The sequence below is a fragment of the Actinomadura graeca genome (genome assembly GCF_019175365.1).
GTDB classification, from domain to species: domain Bacteria; phylum Actinomycetota; class Actinomycetes; order Streptosporangiales; family Streptosporangiaceae; genus Spirillospora; species Spirillospora graeca.
In genome coordinates this window covers 7,393,281-7,408,514 of the sequence record NZ_CP059572.1, presented here as the reverse complement: position 1 = coordinate 7,408,514, position 15,234 = coordinate 7,393,281, and the positions used below count along the sequence as shown (strand labels likewise).

Genomic DNA, 15,234 nt, shown 5'->3' with positions numbered 1-15,234 from the left:
GGCAAGCCACTCCCTTCGGCCAGCGCCACCCGCCTTCGGGTGAGCACCAGTCCCGCCAACCGGACGCTCAACGCGGCCACCCTGGTCGCTCACGTCAGGTCATCCCAGCCCCGCGACGATGTCGCATAGACGTGCGAGACCCACATCGATCTCCGGCCGAGCCACGGCGCCATAGCCGAACACCAACCCGAGGACGGACGGACCATCGACGGCGAACTCCGACAGCGCGAACAGACCGACGCCCTCCGCGAGCGCCCGCCGGACGAGCGCCGCGTCGTCCGTCCCGTCCGGGAGGGTCGCGCTCAGGTGCAGCCCCGCCGCGGACGGGACGAGGGTGAGACCCGGCCAGTCCCCGACCAGCTCGGCGACCCGCTCGTGCCGCGCCTGATACTCCCGTCGCGACCTGCGGATGTGTTGCGCGAGCAGCCCGTCGTCGATGAACCGGGCCAGCGCGGCCTGCGACGGCAGCTCCGCGTGCCAGGACGAGACGTACCGGGCGATCCGGAACGCGCGGTGCAGCGACGGCGGCGCCACCAGGAACCCGAGCCGCAGCACCGGTCGCATGATCTTGGAAAACGTGCCCAGGTAGAGGACCCGCCCATCCTCATCGATGCTCTGCAGCGGCTCGATCGGACGGCCCCCGTAGCGATATTCGGTGTCGTAGTCGTCCTCGACGACCACGACGTCCCGCCGCCGCGCCCAGTCGAGCAGCTCCCGCCTCCTCGGCAGCGACATCGGCATACCCAGCGGGAACTGATGAGACGGCGTGACATAGACCGCTCGCGTGCCGTCCGGCAGCGCGTCCACCCGCAGCCCCTCGGCATCGACCGGGACTCCCCGCACCCGCATGCCCGCCGCCTGGAACAGCAGCCGCGCGGGCGGGTACCCCGGATCCTCCACGGCGACCACGTCACCCGGCTCCAGCAGCACCCGGACGATCAGGTCCAGCGCCTGCTGGATCCCCGAGGTGACCACGACATCATCGGCGGACGCCCGCACGGACCGCGAAACCCCCACATGCCGGGCGATGGCCCGCCGCAGATCCGGGAGACCGGCCGGGTCGCCCGCCGCGGCGGCATCGTCCAGCGCCGAGGGCCGCAGCCGCCCCGCCATGATCCGCCGCCAGGACTCGTACGGGAACAGCCGCACGTCGGGCAACCCGGCGCGGAAATCCCACCGGACACCCGGCGTCCACGTCGGCCACACGGATACCTCGTCCCAGATCGCCCGCGGCCTCAGCGGCGACGCTTCCGGGGCACCGCGCGGCACCGGCCCCGCCTCCTGGACGAACGTCCCGGCGCCCACCCGCCCACGCAGAAACCCTTCCGCGATAAGCCGGTCATACGCCACGGCCACCGTGTTGCGGGAGATCTCCAGCCGCCGCGCAAGCTCCCTGGTCGGCGGCAGCGCCTCGCCGACGCGGAGCCGCCCGTCCAGGATCGCCGCGCGGAGCTGCCGGTAGATCTGCCCGGCGAGATCGCGGCGCCCCACGAGGCTCACATGAAGATCCACCCGCCGACCCTAAATCGGCTCAGTCATTTCCTGCAATTTTGGCCCTGTACCTGGGCCTCTCGGCCTTCCTACCGTGAGGCACATGCTGACCGAGCTGCTCGACACCGACTTCCGTCCGCTCGACCTGAAGGCGCTCGACCTCTACCTCTCCACGGTCGCGCAGGTACGGCCCGACCAGCTCACGCTGGCGACGCCCTGCCCGGACTGGACGCTGCACGGCCTCCTGCGCCACCAGGTCAGCCAGGACCAGGGCTTCGCCGCAGCCGCCCGCGGGGACGGCGCCCGCCTCCGGAACTGGCGGAACGGCGATCTCGGCACCGACCCCCTGGCCGCTGCGAAGACCTCCGCCGACCTCGTCACCACCGCCTTCGCAGGGGCGTCACCCGACCAGGAGTTCATCCTTCCCGAACTCCTCGACAGCGGCGGCTTCCCCGCCGCCCTGGCGATCAGCTTCCACTTCGTCGACCTGGTCGTCCACGCCTGGGACGTCGCCACCACGATCCAAGTGCCCTGGGAGCCGTCCGAGGAACTCGTCACCGCCTCCCTCAAGGTCGCCGCCATCGTCCCCACCGACGACCGCGGCCCCGGCACCGCCTTCGACGAGCAAGTCCCCGTCCCGGACGACACCGCTCCCCAGAACCGCCTGCTCGCCCTCCTCGGCCGTACCCCATGAGAACCCAATGGCGTCCAGGGCCCGCGAAGGCGGAAGGTTCCGTCCTGATCAGCGTCACCGATTTCACCGGCACCGCCCGAGACTTGCCCTCCATCTACAGAGCGGGCCTGTCACTCCGCCGCGCTTGGCCCACCCTCGAAGGCGCCGTCGGCCTATGGCTGTGGTCCAACCCCCTGCAACGCCGCAGCGGTTCCGTCTCGGTCTGGACGACCGCCGCCGACCTGAACCGCTTCGTCGCCTGGCCACCACACGTCGCCATCATGCGCCGCTTCCGGACACGCGGCCGAATCCGCTCCCATACTTGGACCGCCGACCGCTTCGACCCATCCGAGACCTGGGCTCACGCACAAGCACTACTCGACTCCCGGCAGCCCGCAGACAGCCGACAACAATGACAGACGAGCCCGAGCCGCCCACGATCCAGCGCGCAATGCACACCGAAGCCACCCGGCGCACAGATCGTCCACCCGGCCAGGCACGCCCGGGACAAGGCCCGGACGCGCGCAAGCAGTAGGTCTGAGCTCTCAGGACGTGAGTGGTTGCGGTGCGTAAGCGGGCGGGGGCATAGGGCCTGTCGCAGATTGGCCTCAGCCGCCGCGCAAGCCGCGTTCCCCGATCAATGAGGTGCTACCGGAGGCGAACACCGGGCCTCGGGGTTCGGGCCTCGGGCCTCGGGCCACACCAGGCGTATCGCGAAGCAACGTCGCGCTCGTCCAAGCACAGCTCTGACGTGCGGGCCACCGGGGCGGAGGGTCGTTATGGGGTCCGTTGCGGAGGACCGGAGGGTCGTTATGGAGGGCCGTTACAAAGGGCCGGATCTCGAGACACCGGCTGATGTCGGTCACCCAGGCCGAGTCGGTCACCCAGGCCGAGTGAGCCACCCAGTGAGTGAGCCACCCAGGCCGAGTGGAGAGGCCGAGCGGGGCACACAGGCCAAGCGGGGCACACAGGCCGAGTGGGTGGGCATCAGAGACAAGCGGAAGAGGCGGTGCTGGGCACGCAGGTGGCCAGCAACTGCGGAAGTCGGCTGCTCTTCAGGCCAGCGTGGTCTCGCGGAAGGCCCCTTGGTAGATGCCTATCTTCCACTGGATCTGCTCCTGCTGCTCCCGCAACTTGGCGATCTGGTCCTCCACCCGCCGGTCGTGATCCTGCAGAATTTCGAGCCGCTCCTGGACGGTCTCCTCCCCACCCCGGGCGAGCTCCGTGTACCGCAGCATCTCCGCGATCGGCATACCGGTCTCCCGCAGGCAACGAAGCATCCCGAGCCATGACAGGTCATCGTCGCTGAAGACCCGTCGGCCCGATGCGTTCCGCGCGATCCCCGAAAGCAAGCCGATCTTCTCGTAGTAACGCAGCGTGTCGATGCTGAAACCGGTCTTCTCGGCGGTCTCAGCTGGAGAGTATGAACTCACGCGCCCAGAATCCCACCTGGAGCGCACTCCAGGTCAACAGTCCTTCATGCTCGGTTCCCCCGGACCTGCGTGGTGAGAGTTGCAGACGATGACCTCACGACTCTGCACAGGTTGTCTGAACTGCCCTCTCGGATAATCGTTGAATCTCCCTCGCTGGTAGCGCGGACCACAAAACCCATATCGATTTCGGGATGGTGCGGTGCAAGGTGATAGATCGAGTAGTCAAAGTTGCCAGAGCCATCTATCCACGGGCGCCCGAAAAGACTGCGTTCTTCCTGGACGGTGGGGGCGGCGCTGCGTACGGGGCCGCCCCTCCAAAGTCAAGGGCGCTTCGCGTCGCTACGCGATGGGACTCCGTCCCACCCTTGACTTCGGAGCCTCTGCGGCCCCTGGGTGCAGCTTTCATCGGGCAGGCTCCGCCTGCCCCCGCCCGACGCGCCGCCCCCACCGTCCCCCGTCCGCCAAATCAACCGGCAGTCCCGTTTCGTCATACGTGACCAGGCCAACGCCACGGCGGAGTCGCGTTGATCGCGGAGTAGCGGACGTGGCGGAGTAGCGGGGCTGGCGAAGTAGTGAGCAGTGGCGCTTCGTGGTCAGTCCAACCAGGTCAGCATGGCATCGCCTCGACCGGCTGCGGCCCGGAAGAACGGTTCGAGATCCTCGAACCAGCCACGCACCCATTCGAGCGCGTCCTCGTCGTCCCAAATAGACGGATAGATTTCCGCAGCTGACAGATCCGCAGGAGCCACCTCGGCGATCAGATCGTTGTATGAAAGGTTCGCAAGCGCATCTGCTGCTTCCCTGACCCGCTCGGGGGTCAGATACCTCGGCGGACCATAACCCCAGTCCTCATCGGTGAGAGCCTGGTCACCGTAGACGATATAGTCGCGAAAGCCAGCGCGTTCCAGCAGGAAAGCGATCGCATGCCACGCTTTATGCGTGGTCATGCAGCGAGCCTCAGCAGGGGGCCGCTGGGGCTCTCCCTCCGCATCCATGACCTGGTAAGCCAGTTTCAAGGCCCATCCCGGTTCTTTGATCGCCTTGTCGAGCTGCGCAGCTGTGACCGCCAGGTACTCCCCGTTCATGCTCATGGGCCCAGAGCATGCACCACCGCACCGACACTCCAAGGCGCGTCCACACTTCGCGTCCCAGGGCAAGTCGAGCGGCTGACCTCGCGAGTACGCTTCCTTGCTCACCTTGCGCTACCAAGGGCTGTCACGTAGCTCGCAGGCCGGATGGGCCGTTGCCAACTGCGTCAGGACGGGTGCAACAGGCGGTGGCGGTTAGGTTGTGGGGATAGGCGATGCCAGCCGGGGTGTCCCGCAGGGTGTGCCCTTACGACGGCGGTCGCGCAGGGTCTTCCGGTTCTTCGGCCCGACCAGGGCTCGTCCGGTTCGGGCGCGGACGCTGCGGTGCATGGAGTTGAAATCTGCCAGGGCTCCCGGGCGCCGCTGCCGCAGGGCTTGCCGCCGGGAATGATCACACCGGGGTTGCCCTGGCGGGCGCCGTCGGTCATCACATGCCGCCCACGCGGGGTTTGGTCGATCACCGAGCCGCAGTGGGCTTGCAGTCGTCATGGTTGGCCGACAGCGGGGCGCCGGCCGCGGCCATCAGGCATGTGTCGGCATCTGATGGCGATCTGTGTGTTGGCCTAGTAGTCGGTTCTTGCTGCGCTCGGCCAGGGGCCGGTCTCGCACGGGCACCAGCGCGCCATCCACGATGTTCACCTTCTCCAAGCCGTGGCGCCGCACGGGTGCTGGCGCCAGTCAGAGCGACAGCGTCTCCAGCACGCGGTGCGCCAGTACACCGCCTCCGACAGGGCGCAATCGGTTAGCGGTGACGCCCACGGACACCGGGCCGCTCATCGGCGATCTACGCGGCGCCCGCTCGGCCATCACCCGCACCAGCTTGCACCTTGCCCACCTGCCGGTTGGTGTTCGCCGACGCAAGTTTCGCCGAACGCCTGCTGGGCTCCCGCCGCTCCGGCGCCGCCAAGCAGGACGGCGGGCGGGGCGGACCCGCGACAGCCTGTGCACCACGATCGGCTTGTCCGCAAGCCTGCGAATCGGGAGGGGTTCGCCGTGCTCCCGCGCCGGTGGGCGGTCGAGCGGCTCTGGCATGGCTGACCGCACACCGGCGGCTGGCACGCGACCACGAACGCGATCCCGCCACCAGCGAAGCCATGATTCGGTGGGCCGCGATCGGCCTTATGACCCGCCGCCTGGCACGTGGCGGACGGCCCGCCGTCCGCCAAGGCCGACGCATTCTCGAGTGCCAATAAAAGGATCGATCAACACGCACTGAGAGGGCGGATGGCGGGCAGCGGTTGGTGGCATGCCACGGTTGAGAGGTAGGCCGCTCCAATTGACCGGTTGGGGGGACATCGGCTTGGTGGCGTGGCCTTTCGGTGGGGTTGACGCGAGTCATAGCCCCTCGGAATCCATTCTCTGCCTGCGGACGCTTCCTGGCGGCGGCAGGACACGGTAGATGTAACGGCCGTCCGCACCTCGGCTGATTCGGATCTGTTCAGCGTTGGTGTGTTTGAAGCGGTTGTGCCATCCGCAGCACAAGGCAAGCTTGTCGATGTCGGTTGGGCTGTTGCCGAGCGCCCAGCCGTCCACGTGGTCAATCTCGCACAGAGTGCCCGGAATCTCGCAGTCATGAACGGCGCAAGTGGAGTAGAGGGTCTCCAGTACCCGGCGTTGCCCGGGGCTCGCGAAGCGGTGCCGGTGGCCAAGGTACAGCGGAACGTGGCCGCGCCCGAGGATGAGAGGGGACACCCCGGCCGACAGAGCGATGCGGCGGGCGTGTTCGGCGGGTATGGGAGTGCCGTCGGTGAGGCGGGCGGGGGCCGTGCCGCCGGTGAGGGTCTCCAAGTCACAGATGACGGTGACCTTGGTGGCGGTGTGCCCGCCCGCCAGGACGGAGGTCACGGCGGCGGCGGTGCGCTCGGGCAGGTCGCGATGGTCGTCGGCCCCGGCAGGTGCCGCCAGCGGCGCCACGGTCCCTTCCCACACCGCCGCGTCTTCGGCGTTGAGCCAGCCCTTGAGGTAGCGGCCGCCGTCCAAGGAACGAGTACAGGTGATCCATGAGCGGGTGTAACCACGGCTCGACTCCGGGTCGACCTGACCGGTGCCGTCTCGCTCGGCTATGACATCGCGGATGCGGCGGCCGAAGGAGGCCAGCTTCCCCGGAGAGAACCCCTGGCTGGTCATGTCGAGCAGCAGGCTCTCCGCCGCACCGCAGTCGGAGTCGTCCAGGCGGGCGACGGCGTCGGAGATGGTGGCCGCGTAGTCACTGGACAGTTCTCCCGCCGCCCAGAGCTTCGTGGTCTGGGGCAGGCGGTGGCGCTGACGCGCAGAAGTGAGGCGCTGCTTGGCGTTGTGGTCACGCATGCCCAACCGTGAGCGGAGCCAGGCTCGGGTGGAAGGCAACCCCCAACGCTGCACCTCGCCATGGGTGTCGACACGTCCGATGAACCCGGCAAGGACGCTTTCGCACAGGTCGCTGGCGGCTGCGAGGGTCTCGGTGAGTTCCATACACGCCGCTGACGAGTCGGGCGTGGGCCGCTGTGCGAGTTCGGCAGCGATCATCGAGAGAGCGTTCACCATTTCCGCGGTGGACGCCTCATCAAGATCGATCGCCATCGAACGCATATTCGAATGATATCGCCTCCCGGTCAAGATCAACGCTTAAATCAGGTTCGTCTATTGTCACCTTCGCGACAGGAAAACATCCGAGCACCACAGCTGTCTGAATTGAGATGAATTATCCCCACTTTTGGCATTGATGGGGCGGTGGGGGCGGCGCGTCGGGCGGGGGCAGGCGGAGCCTGCCCGATGAGAGCTGCACCCAGGGGCCGCAGAGGCTCCGAAGTCAAGGGTGGGACGGAGTCCCATCGCGTAGCGACGCGAAGCGCCCTTGACTTTGGAGGGGCGGCCCCGTACGCAGCGCCGCCCCCACCGCGAATCTCCAATTTCGAATATCCGATCCTCGATACTCGGCATAGAAATTTGAAAGTCAGATGATCGCCGAAGCATTTTACAAGCCGAGAAACTTCGGTGGGCCAATTAGGTGGCAGTCACGGACCACAGGCCGGGGCGTCCGCCGGGACGTCAGCCCATCTCGCCGACGCAGCCGGGCACCGTCCTGCATCACGCACACACATCGGCGAGCACCCAAAGCGCCGGATTGCACATGCACCGCCGGAACGCACATGCACAGCCGGATCACACATGCGCCACCGATTCACACACTTGACGCATCACACTGGGCAGCAACGTCCAGCCGGGCAGTGGCAGGCGCAGCATGATCGTTCGTGTGTACCGCGAGGCCCATCGCGCAAGTCGGTGTCTCTACGGACACGACGAGATCGCTCGGGACCAGGGTTGCTGCGCCCGTCTGGCGGTACAGACGAGGAGGAGGGCGAAGGCCGAGGCTTGACCTGGAGCGCACTCCAGCTCGCATAGTTGTCTCCGATATTCGGTCTGCGAGCTCGCGAAGCACATGACGAACGTGAGGATCTGCCATGCATATCGGACTGCAAGTCCCCAGTTTCACCTTTTCCGGCGGACCTGAACAGATCGGGCCGACATTCGGTCGCATCGCCAAGGAGGCCGACGAGGCCGGACTGCGTTCCTTCTGGGTGATGGACCACTTCTTCCAGATCAACGTGGTGGGCGCGGCCGAGGAACCGATGCTGGAGGGTTATTCGGCACTGGCGTACGCGGCGGCGCTGACCAAGCGGATCACCCTCGGAACGATGGTCACCGGCGTCACCTACCGGCACCCGGGGCTCCTGGTGAAGACGGTGACAACGCTGGACGTCCTCTCGGGCGGACGGGCCTGGCTTGGCATCGGCGCGGCGTGGAACGACGAGGAGTCGCGGGGTCTCGGCGTCGCGTTCCCGCCCACGGCGGAGAGGTTCGAGCGGCTGGAGGAGACGCTGAAGATCGCCCACCAGATGTGGCAGGGCGACGAGTCGGCGTTCGAGGGCGAGCACTACCGGCTGGAGCGTCCGTTGAACTCTCCGCCCGCGCTTCAGCGGCCGCATCCGCCCATCCTGATCGGCGGAGGCGGCGAGAAGAAGACACTGCGGTTCGTCGCAAAGCACGCCGACGCGTGCAACCTCTTCGACGGCGAGGAACTGCCCCGGAAGCTGGAGGTCCTGCGGGAGCACTGCGAACGGGAGGGACGCGACTATGCCGACATTCAGAAGACCGCGCTGGCTTTCCTCAGGGACGGAACATCGGTGGACGCGGCCGTCGACACCGTCGGGCGGCTCGCCGAATCCGGGATCGATCAGGTGATCTTCTCCCAGGCCACCGGTCAGGACCTTGCGGGCGTCCTGGGCGAGGCGGTGGCGCAGACCGAGAAGATCGTCCCTGCAGGGCGGTGAGGACGAGGCATGTCCGTCGGCACGTCCGTCGCTATCCGGCCCGCCCAGGCAGACCCTGAAGGGCGGGCTCAGTCTCGGACGGGCGGCCTGAGTTTCAGTGGCACTCCGAACAGGTTGAGCGCGTTGATCAGAGACACAAGTCCGACAAGGTCTCCGAGTTCACGGTCGTTCGGATAGTGCTCGCGCAGCGTGTCCCAAAGTTCGTCGCTGACCGGTTCGCGACGCGTGACGGCCTCTGTGTAGGCGAGCGCGGCGCGTTCCGGCTCTGTGTAGAGGTGCGATTCGCGCCAGATGGTGGTGTGGTGGATGCGCTCCTCGGACTCACCGAGCGTGCGTGCGTCCCGGATGTGAGCGTCCACGCAGAAGGCGCATCCGTTCAGCTGTGACGCGCGGATCTTGATCAGGTCCTGAACCCGTCGATCAAGAGGGCCTTTGCGGATCACTCGGCCGATGTCCATGAAACCCTTGTAGACCTCGGGTGTGGCCTCACCCAGAAGTATGCGTGCCATCGTCGTTCTCCCTTCGTCACCAGGAAGACGACGTTGCCGACCACGCTGTGACTGTGTGGAGCGGTAGGCAGAAGCAGAGCGGTGCGGTGCAGAACGGAGCGGTGCAGGGCGGTGCGGCTTCTATGGGAACGACGACGTTGCCGCTGGGGGCAGTTGCAGCTCAGGGAGTTGAGGCGATTGGTGCGCGGCTCCCTGCGTGGCGGTTGTGCGCGTGCCACATGCGGAGGAGCAGTATCAAGTTGCGGCCACCCACCGCGGAAAGGACGAGCGCAGGGTCATCGAGACACTTGTCTTTTACAGCTCGCCGTCAACAGACGCATTGGGTAGGCGGTGTTCAGTATGGACGGCGCACGGCTGGGTGCGTCTCCCATCCTGCTCGACGGCACTCGACGGCACTCGACGGCAGCGGCCGCCTCGCCGCGACGGCGGCGTCCGTCCTTGGATCAGGACTGTCGGCCAGATGATGAGATCAGCTGCGCTCCGGTAGACCATCGCCGCCGCCTGCGGCGCGAGAAGGTTGAGGATGAACAGGGTCAGCCAGAACAGCGCTGCTAATGGTTGAGTGGGGGCCACACCTGCGCATCGGGTAGGCGGACGGTTCCCGGTCACCGGGGCGACGGGGCACCGGCGGGTGATCCTCTAGTCAGCAGGTCGCTCGATGCGCCGACGACGCGGAGGGCGCTGGCACGGTATCTAATGAGGGACGCGGCGAGCCAGTTCAAGAGTCGTCGCAGAGCAGAGGGCCGCAAGCCGCTGCTGGTCCGGTGCCGGGAGCCACTCGGTGGCGGATGGCATCGCGTCCGCTCTGAGGCTCTGGGACTGGCACCAGGATCTGCGGGTGACCAGGGCTGCGGAGGAGGACGGCGGTCCGTGATTGTCGCGGCGATCCGTTGTGTCGAGGGCGGGTGGCCCATCGCCGTCTGACGTGGCCGCCCGGCTTGCGGTCGCCTCGACCAGGTCGTTCGGAGTCTGCCTTTGCTGTTCGGCTTCGCTTCAAGGGCGCGTCCGCTGTCCGGACCGGACGGGCAGGCAGGCGCCCTTGAGGGGCGAGCCCGTCATGGGGCGGTTCAACTGGGCCGGGCGTGGCTGGCGGAGCCGACCGGGGGTGTGCTGGGCCGCCAGGTGAAATGGCTGGCCTGGCTTGTTCGCGGACGCGGTCTTGTCTAGGCGGTTCGAGATCCTAGTGGTGGAGGTGATTGGTCAGGGGGGCGAGTTTGTCGGGATTCAGGACGCGGCGGTAGGCGGTTATGCGGCCCTTCTGGATCTCTATCGTGTCGACGCCGGTCACGCGGCCGTCCGTGTGGACCAGCAGGGCCGGTTCGCCGTTGACTTCGGCGGGAACGAGACGTACCCGGTGGCGCGCGCCCACCCTGAGCAGGGTGTTGATGACCCGCGCCGCGCCGACGATGATCTTGCGGGCGGCGAAGACCTTGCCGCCGCCGTCGGTGGTGTACGTCGCGTCCGGGTCGAGCAGGTTCATCAGCGCCGCGCCATCACCTTCCTCGTATGCGGCGCGGAAGGCCGTCAGTACCCTCTCGCGTTCGGCGCGTGAAGCGGGACGGGCGGGCTGGGCGGCGGCGACCTTGCGGCGGGCCCTGGACGCGAGCTGCCGGCAGGCCGCGGGCGACTTGCCGAGCACCTCGGAGATCTGGTCGTAGGGCACCTGGAATGCCTGGTGCAGGACGAACGCGACTCGCTCGGGGGGCGTCAGTTCTTCCAGGACCAGCATCATCGCGGTGCCGACGGTGTCGTCCACGAGGACCTTGTCGGCCACGTCCGGGCCGGTCAGGAGGGGTTCGGGCAGCCACGGGCCGACATAGTCGACGCGGCGGGCACGGGCGGTGCCGAGGACGTCGTAGGAACGGCGCGCGGCGACGGTGAGTAGCCAGGCGCGCAGGTCGCGGATGCCATCCAGGGATTCCTGGGCCGCGGCGCGCAGCCACACGTCCTGGACGATGTCCTCGGCGTCGGCGACGCTGCCGGTGATGCGGTAGGCGGCGCCGAAGACCGCCGACCGGTGCTGGGACCATTCGTCGTCAAGGCGGCTCGGCCGGTTCCGGAGAGGCGTGCTCATGGTGTGTACGACCCGATCTCCGCCCTGGGCATTCCCAGCAGAAGCGGAGGATGCCAAGGCGGTCAGGAAGGGCAGGCGGTCAGGAAGGGCAGGCGGTCAGGAGGAGCAGGCGGTCAGGAGGAGCAGGCGGTCGGGAAGGGCGGAGGCAGGGTGCCGCCGGTCAGGGCGACCCTTCGCAGGGCGCGGGATGCCAAGCGGCAGGCAGATAGGCGACTGACAGGTAGGGCTGCGGGTTGCAGGCTCAGTCGTCAGGCGGCCGCGTGGGTGAAGACCCACTTCTTGTACGACCAATAGCGGAACGCCGCGCCGAGGCCGACGCCGGCGAGCAGGCCGAGGTTGTAGGCGACGCCGCCGTGCAGGCCGAGGGTGTAGTAGGTGAATCCGGTGCACAGGACCTGGATGAGCAGGCCGACGCCGTTCAGCGCGAAGAAGACCACGACCTCGCGGCCGGAGCCGTCGCTGTCGCGGTGCCGGAACGTCCAGAAGCGGTTGGCCAGGTAGGAGGTCAGGGTGGACACCACGGTGGGCACGACGACGCTCGTGACGGGGCTGCCGCCGAGCCAGGCGCGCATCAGGTTCGCGCCGAAGATCATGATGAGCGTGCCGACGAAACCCACGAAACCGAAACTGAGCAGTTCGCGAAGGAACGTGCGGTAGGCCGGGGCGGACGAGACCGTTCTGACCGGTCTTGACCGCTGCATGGTGTTCACTCGCCCAGACCTTACCGGAGCCGGACATATGCCATGGTCACAACCTGGGCAAAAGATCAGCACGCGGCGCGCCGGGTCGGGTGGCGGTTCAACGCCCGGCCGTGGCGGCCGCCGGAGCCAGCAGGAAGATCAGGCCGACGAGACCCACCGGGACGGCGAGTGCCCAGCCCAGGCCGATCCCCTGTGCGACGAAACCGATGATGGGCGGTCCGCCGAGCAGCCCGGCATAGCCGACGCCCGTCACTCTGGAGATGCCCGACGCGGCGGGGACGCCGGGCACGTTGCCCGCGGCGCTGAAGGTGACGGGCGCGACCACGGCGATGCCGAGGCCGAACAGTGTGAAACCGGCCACGGCGGCGGACGGGTCACGGACCGCGAGCCCAAGCCCGAGTCCCACGGCGGCGGCCAGGGACCCGGCCCGCAGTACCGGGACGGGACCGAAACGCGCCACGACCTTGTCCCCTGCGAGCCGTCCGATCGTCATGGCGACGGCGCATCCGGCGAACCCGAGGCCCGCGACGCCGGGGCCGGTGCCGAGGCTCTCCCGCAGGTAGATCGCACTCCAGTCGGCCATGGCCCCCTCACCGACGAACGAGCAGAGGCCGATGATCCCGAGCATCGCCAGGAGCCAGCGCCCAGAGCCACCGGCCGGTGTTGGGGTGGGGATGGCCTTGGGCGTGGTGGAGGGACCGTCCGGCTTGCTCGGTGTTCTCGGCTCCTCGGGCTCCTCGCGGATGGGGTCGTGGGTGGGGTCGTGAGTGGGGTCGTGGGTAGAGGCATAGGCGGGGGTGGCGGAGACAAAAGTGCCTGGTGAGTCGAGGGTGCCTGGTGAGTTGAGAGGGTCGGAGGAGTCGAGGGTGTCGGCGGAACGGTCCATGAGGTTTCGGCAACCGAGCAGCAGGACCATCATCAGCACGGCCGCCGCCAGGGACAGGTGCACCGGCACCGGGACGTCCTTGTGGGCCGCGGCGGACCCGATCAGGGCGGCTATGAGGGTCCCGATGCTGTACGCGCCGTGCATTCCGGACATCAGGGGGCGCCGGTAGAGGCGCTCGACGGCGACGCCCTGGGCGTTCATGGCCACGTCCATCAGGCCCAGAGAGGCGCCCAGCACCGCCAGAGCGCAGATCAGCGCGGCGAGGTTCCAGGCCAGTCCGAGGGGGACGAGCGACAGCGCGCCGGTGATCCCGCCGCCGATGGTCGTCGCGCGACTTCCCCAGCGCGCGACGATCATGCCCGCGAACCGCACGGCCACGGCGACGCCCACGGGCGCGCCGAGGAGGGCCACGCCCATCGCGCCCTCGCCGAGGCCGAGATGCTCCTTGATCTGCGGGATCCGGGTCACCCAGGCGGTACCGGCCAGGCCGTGGACGGTGAACGCCACCGTCACCGACGTCCGTGCCCGGACGGGCGGCGTGATCTTCTCCGTCACCACCCGGACGACCTTACGTTGCTGACATCCCCGGTGGAATGCTCTCAGGCGGATCAGCGGCGACGAGGTGCCGCGTCCAGGTGGTTGGTCAAACCTGGTGGCTCAGACCTGGTGGTGGCCCAGGCCAGGTGGTTGGTCAGGTTAGGTGGCTCAGCTCTGGTGGCTCAGACCAGGTCGGCCAGGGGGGTCGCCGGGTCGGCTAGGCGGGTGGTGTCGACGGGGCGGCCGGACCTGATCAGTGCTTGCACGTCACCGGTCACGTCCCACACGTTGACGTTCATCCCGCCGACGACGCGTCCGCCGGACAGCCAGAAGGCGATGAACTCGCGGCCCTCGACGTCTCCCCGGAAGACGACCTCGTCGTACTCCCCCGGGGTCGCGATGCCGGACATCTCCATGCCGAGGTCGTACTGGTCGCTGAAGAAGTAGGGGACGCGGTCGTAGGTGACGTCCTGGCCGAGCATGGCACGTGCGGCGGCCGGGCCGCCGTTCAGGGCGTTCGCCCAGTGTTCGACGCGGATCCGGCGGTCGAGGAGCGGGTTGTAGGCGTTGGCGACGTCGCCGGCGGCGTAGATGTCGGGGTCGGACGTGCGGAGGGAGGCGTCGACGAGCACGCCGTTCGAGACTTCCAGCCCGGCCTCTTCGGCCAGTCGCGTGTTCGGGCGGGCGCCGATTCCGACGATCACGACGTCCGCGGGGATCTCGGCGCCGCCGGAGGTGACGACGGCCGAGACCTGCCCGGCGCCCCAGAATCCGGCCACGCCCTGGTCGAGGCGCAGGTCGACGCCGTGTTCGCGGTGCAGCGCGGCGAAGACGGCGCCCAGTTCGGGGCCGAGGGCGGCGTGCAGCGGCGCGGGTTCTGGCTCGATCACGGTGACGTCGTTGCCGTAGGAACGGGCCGCGGCGGCGGTCTCCAGTCCGATCCACCCCGCCCCGGCGACGACGACGCGGCGGCCGCCGGGTGCGAGCGCCTGCTTCAGGGCGGCCGAGTCGGCCATCGTCCGCAGGTAGTGGATGCCCTGGAGCCTGGATCCGGGGACCTCCAGTTGCCGCGGGGACGCCCCGGTGGCCAGGAGGAGCTTGTCGTAGCCGATCGGCTCCTTGGTCGACAGGCGCACCTGGTGCGCGGCGCGGTCGATCGCCGCGACGGAGACGCCGAGCCGCAGATCGACCTCGTGCTTGTCGTACCAGTCGGCCTCGTGGACGTGGGCCTTCTCCCTCTGTTCCTTGTCCAGCAGGAAGCCTTTGGACAGGGGCGGCCGCTCGTACGGGCGTTCGATCTCCTCGCCGATCAGCACCACGCGGCCGGTGAAGCCCTCCTCGCGGAGCGTCTCCGCCGCCTTGGCACCGGCCAGGCTGGCGCCGGCGATGACGAACGTCTCCTCGGGCATGGCGACCTCCTGTAGATGACTTCTTGCTATCACTACAGCGGCCCCTCCGGAGAGACAAGGGTCGGCGCTGGGCGCGTCGGGCCTACCTGGGCGCGCCGGGCCTACCTGGGCGCGCCGGGGGCC

Annotated in this window: 11 protein-coding genes and 1 pseudogene; 3 read left to right on the top strand and 9 right to left on the bottom strand. The window is 68.3% G+C overall.

What is annotated here, in order from left to right; genetic code table 11:
* Nucleotides 1-99 precede the first annotated feature (99 nt).
* The gene (pdxR, locus tag AGRA3207_RS32920; RefSeq protein ID WP_231331014.1) at nucleotides 100-1,512 is read right to left on the bottom strand and encodes a MocR-like pyridoxine biosynthesis transcription factor PdxR; all 1,413 of its coding nucleotides are present in this window, start codon (nucleotides 1,510-1,512) and stop codon (nucleotides 100-102) included.
* An 82-nt stretch (nucleotides 1,513-1,594) separates the two neighbouring features.
* Between pdxR and AGRA3207_RS32915 the strand changes: the two genes are divergently transcribed.
* On the top strand, nucleotides 1,595-2,185 hold the full coding sequence (locus tag AGRA3207_RS32915) for a TIGR03086 family metal-binding protein (protein WP_231331013.1): 591 nt from the start codon (nucleotides 1,595-1,597) through the stop codon (nucleotides 2,183-2,185).
* Between the two features lie 1,034 nt (nucleotides 2,186-3,219).
* Here AGRA3207_RS32915 and AGRA3207_RS32910 read toward each other — a convergent pair.
* Nucleotides 3,220-3,597, bottom strand: coding sequence for a MerR family transcriptional regulator (locus tag AGRA3207_RS32910; RefSeq protein ID WP_231331012.1), 378 nt, complete (start codon nucleotides 3,595-3,597; stop codon nucleotides 3,220-3,222).
* Nucleotides 3,598-4,190: 593 nt separating this feature from the next.
* Nucleotides 4,191-4,688, bottom strand: a complete 498-nt coding sequence (locus tag AGRA3207_RS32905) for a YfbM family protein (RefSeq protein ID WP_231331011.1) — start codon at nucleotides 4,686-4,688, stop codon at nucleotides 4,191-4,193.
* A 954-nt stretch (nucleotides 4,689-5,642) separates the two neighbouring features.
* Between AGRA3207_RS32905 and AGRA3207_RS40390 the strand changes: the two are divergent.
* A pseudogene (locus AGRA3207_RS40390) lies at nucleotides 5,643-5,878 on the top strand (hypothetical protein); the annotation flags it as partial.
* 142 nt (nucleotides 5,879-6,020) lie between these two features.
* Here AGRA3207_RS40390 and AGRA3207_RS32900 read toward each other — a convergent pair.
* Nucleotides 6,021-7,253, bottom strand: coding sequence for an HNH endonuclease signature motif containing protein (locus tag AGRA3207_RS32900; RefSeq protein WP_231331010.1), 1,233 nt, complete (start codon nucleotides 7,251-7,253; stop codon nucleotides 6,021-6,023).
* 872 nt (nucleotides 7,254-8,125) lie between these two features.
* On the opposite strand from AGRA3207_RS32900, the gene AGRA3207_RS32895 reads away from it, so the two are divergent.
* The gene (locus tag AGRA3207_RS32895; protein ID WP_231331009.1) at nucleotides 8,126-8,995 is read left to right on the top strand and encodes an LLM class F420-dependent oxidoreductase; all 870 of its coding nucleotides are present in this window, start codon (nucleotides 8,126-8,128) and stop codon (nucleotides 8,993-8,995) included.
* A gap of 68 nt (nucleotides 8,996-9,063) precedes the next feature.
* Here the strand turns inward: AGRA3207_RS32895 and AGRA3207_RS32890 are convergent, their stop codons facing one another.
* The 5 genes from AGRA3207_RS32890 to AGRA3207_RS32870 all read right to left on the bottom strand — a co-directional run bounded on the left by AGRA3207_RS32890 (nucleotide 9,064) and on the right by AGRA3207_RS32870 (nucleotide 15,111).
* Nucleotides 9,064-9,504, bottom strand: a complete 441-nt coding sequence (locus AGRA3207_RS32890; protein WP_231331008.1) for a carboxymuconolactone decarboxylase family protein — start codon at nucleotides 9,502-9,504, stop codon at nucleotides 9,064-9,066.
* Nucleotides 9,505-10,684: 1,180 nt separating this feature from the next.
* Nucleotides 10,685-11,578 (bottom strand): RNA polymerase sigma factor SigJ, encoded by an 894-nt coding sequence (gene sigJ / locus AGRA3207_RS32885; protein WP_231331007.1) that lies wholly within the window; start codon nucleotides 11,576-11,578, stop codon nucleotides 10,685-10,687.
* A 248-nt stretch (nucleotides 11,579-11,826) separates the two neighbouring features.
* Nucleotides 11,827-12,195 (bottom strand): GtrA family protein, encoded by a 369-nt coding sequence (locus AGRA3207_RS32880; protein ID WP_231331006.1) that lies wholly within the window; start codon nucleotides 12,193-12,195, stop codon nucleotides 11,827-11,829.
* 181 nt (nucleotides 12,196-12,376) lie between these two features.
* A complete protein-coding gene (locus AGRA3207_RS32875) occupies nucleotides 12,377-13,723 on the bottom strand; it encodes an MFS transporter (RefSeq protein WP_231331005.1) in 1,347 nt (448 codons plus the stop codon).
* 161 nt (nucleotides 13,724-13,884) lie between these two features.
* Nucleotides 13,885-15,111 carry an NAD(P)/FAD-dependent oxidoreductase gene (locus AGRA3207_RS32870; RefSeq protein ID WP_231331004.1) on the bottom strand — a complete coding sequence of 409 codons (1,227 nt, stop codon included), beginning with the start codon at nucleotides 15,109-15,111 and terminating at the stop codon, nucleotides 13,885-13,887.
* Between the last annotated feature and the right edge of the window lie 123 nt (nucleotides 15,112-15,234).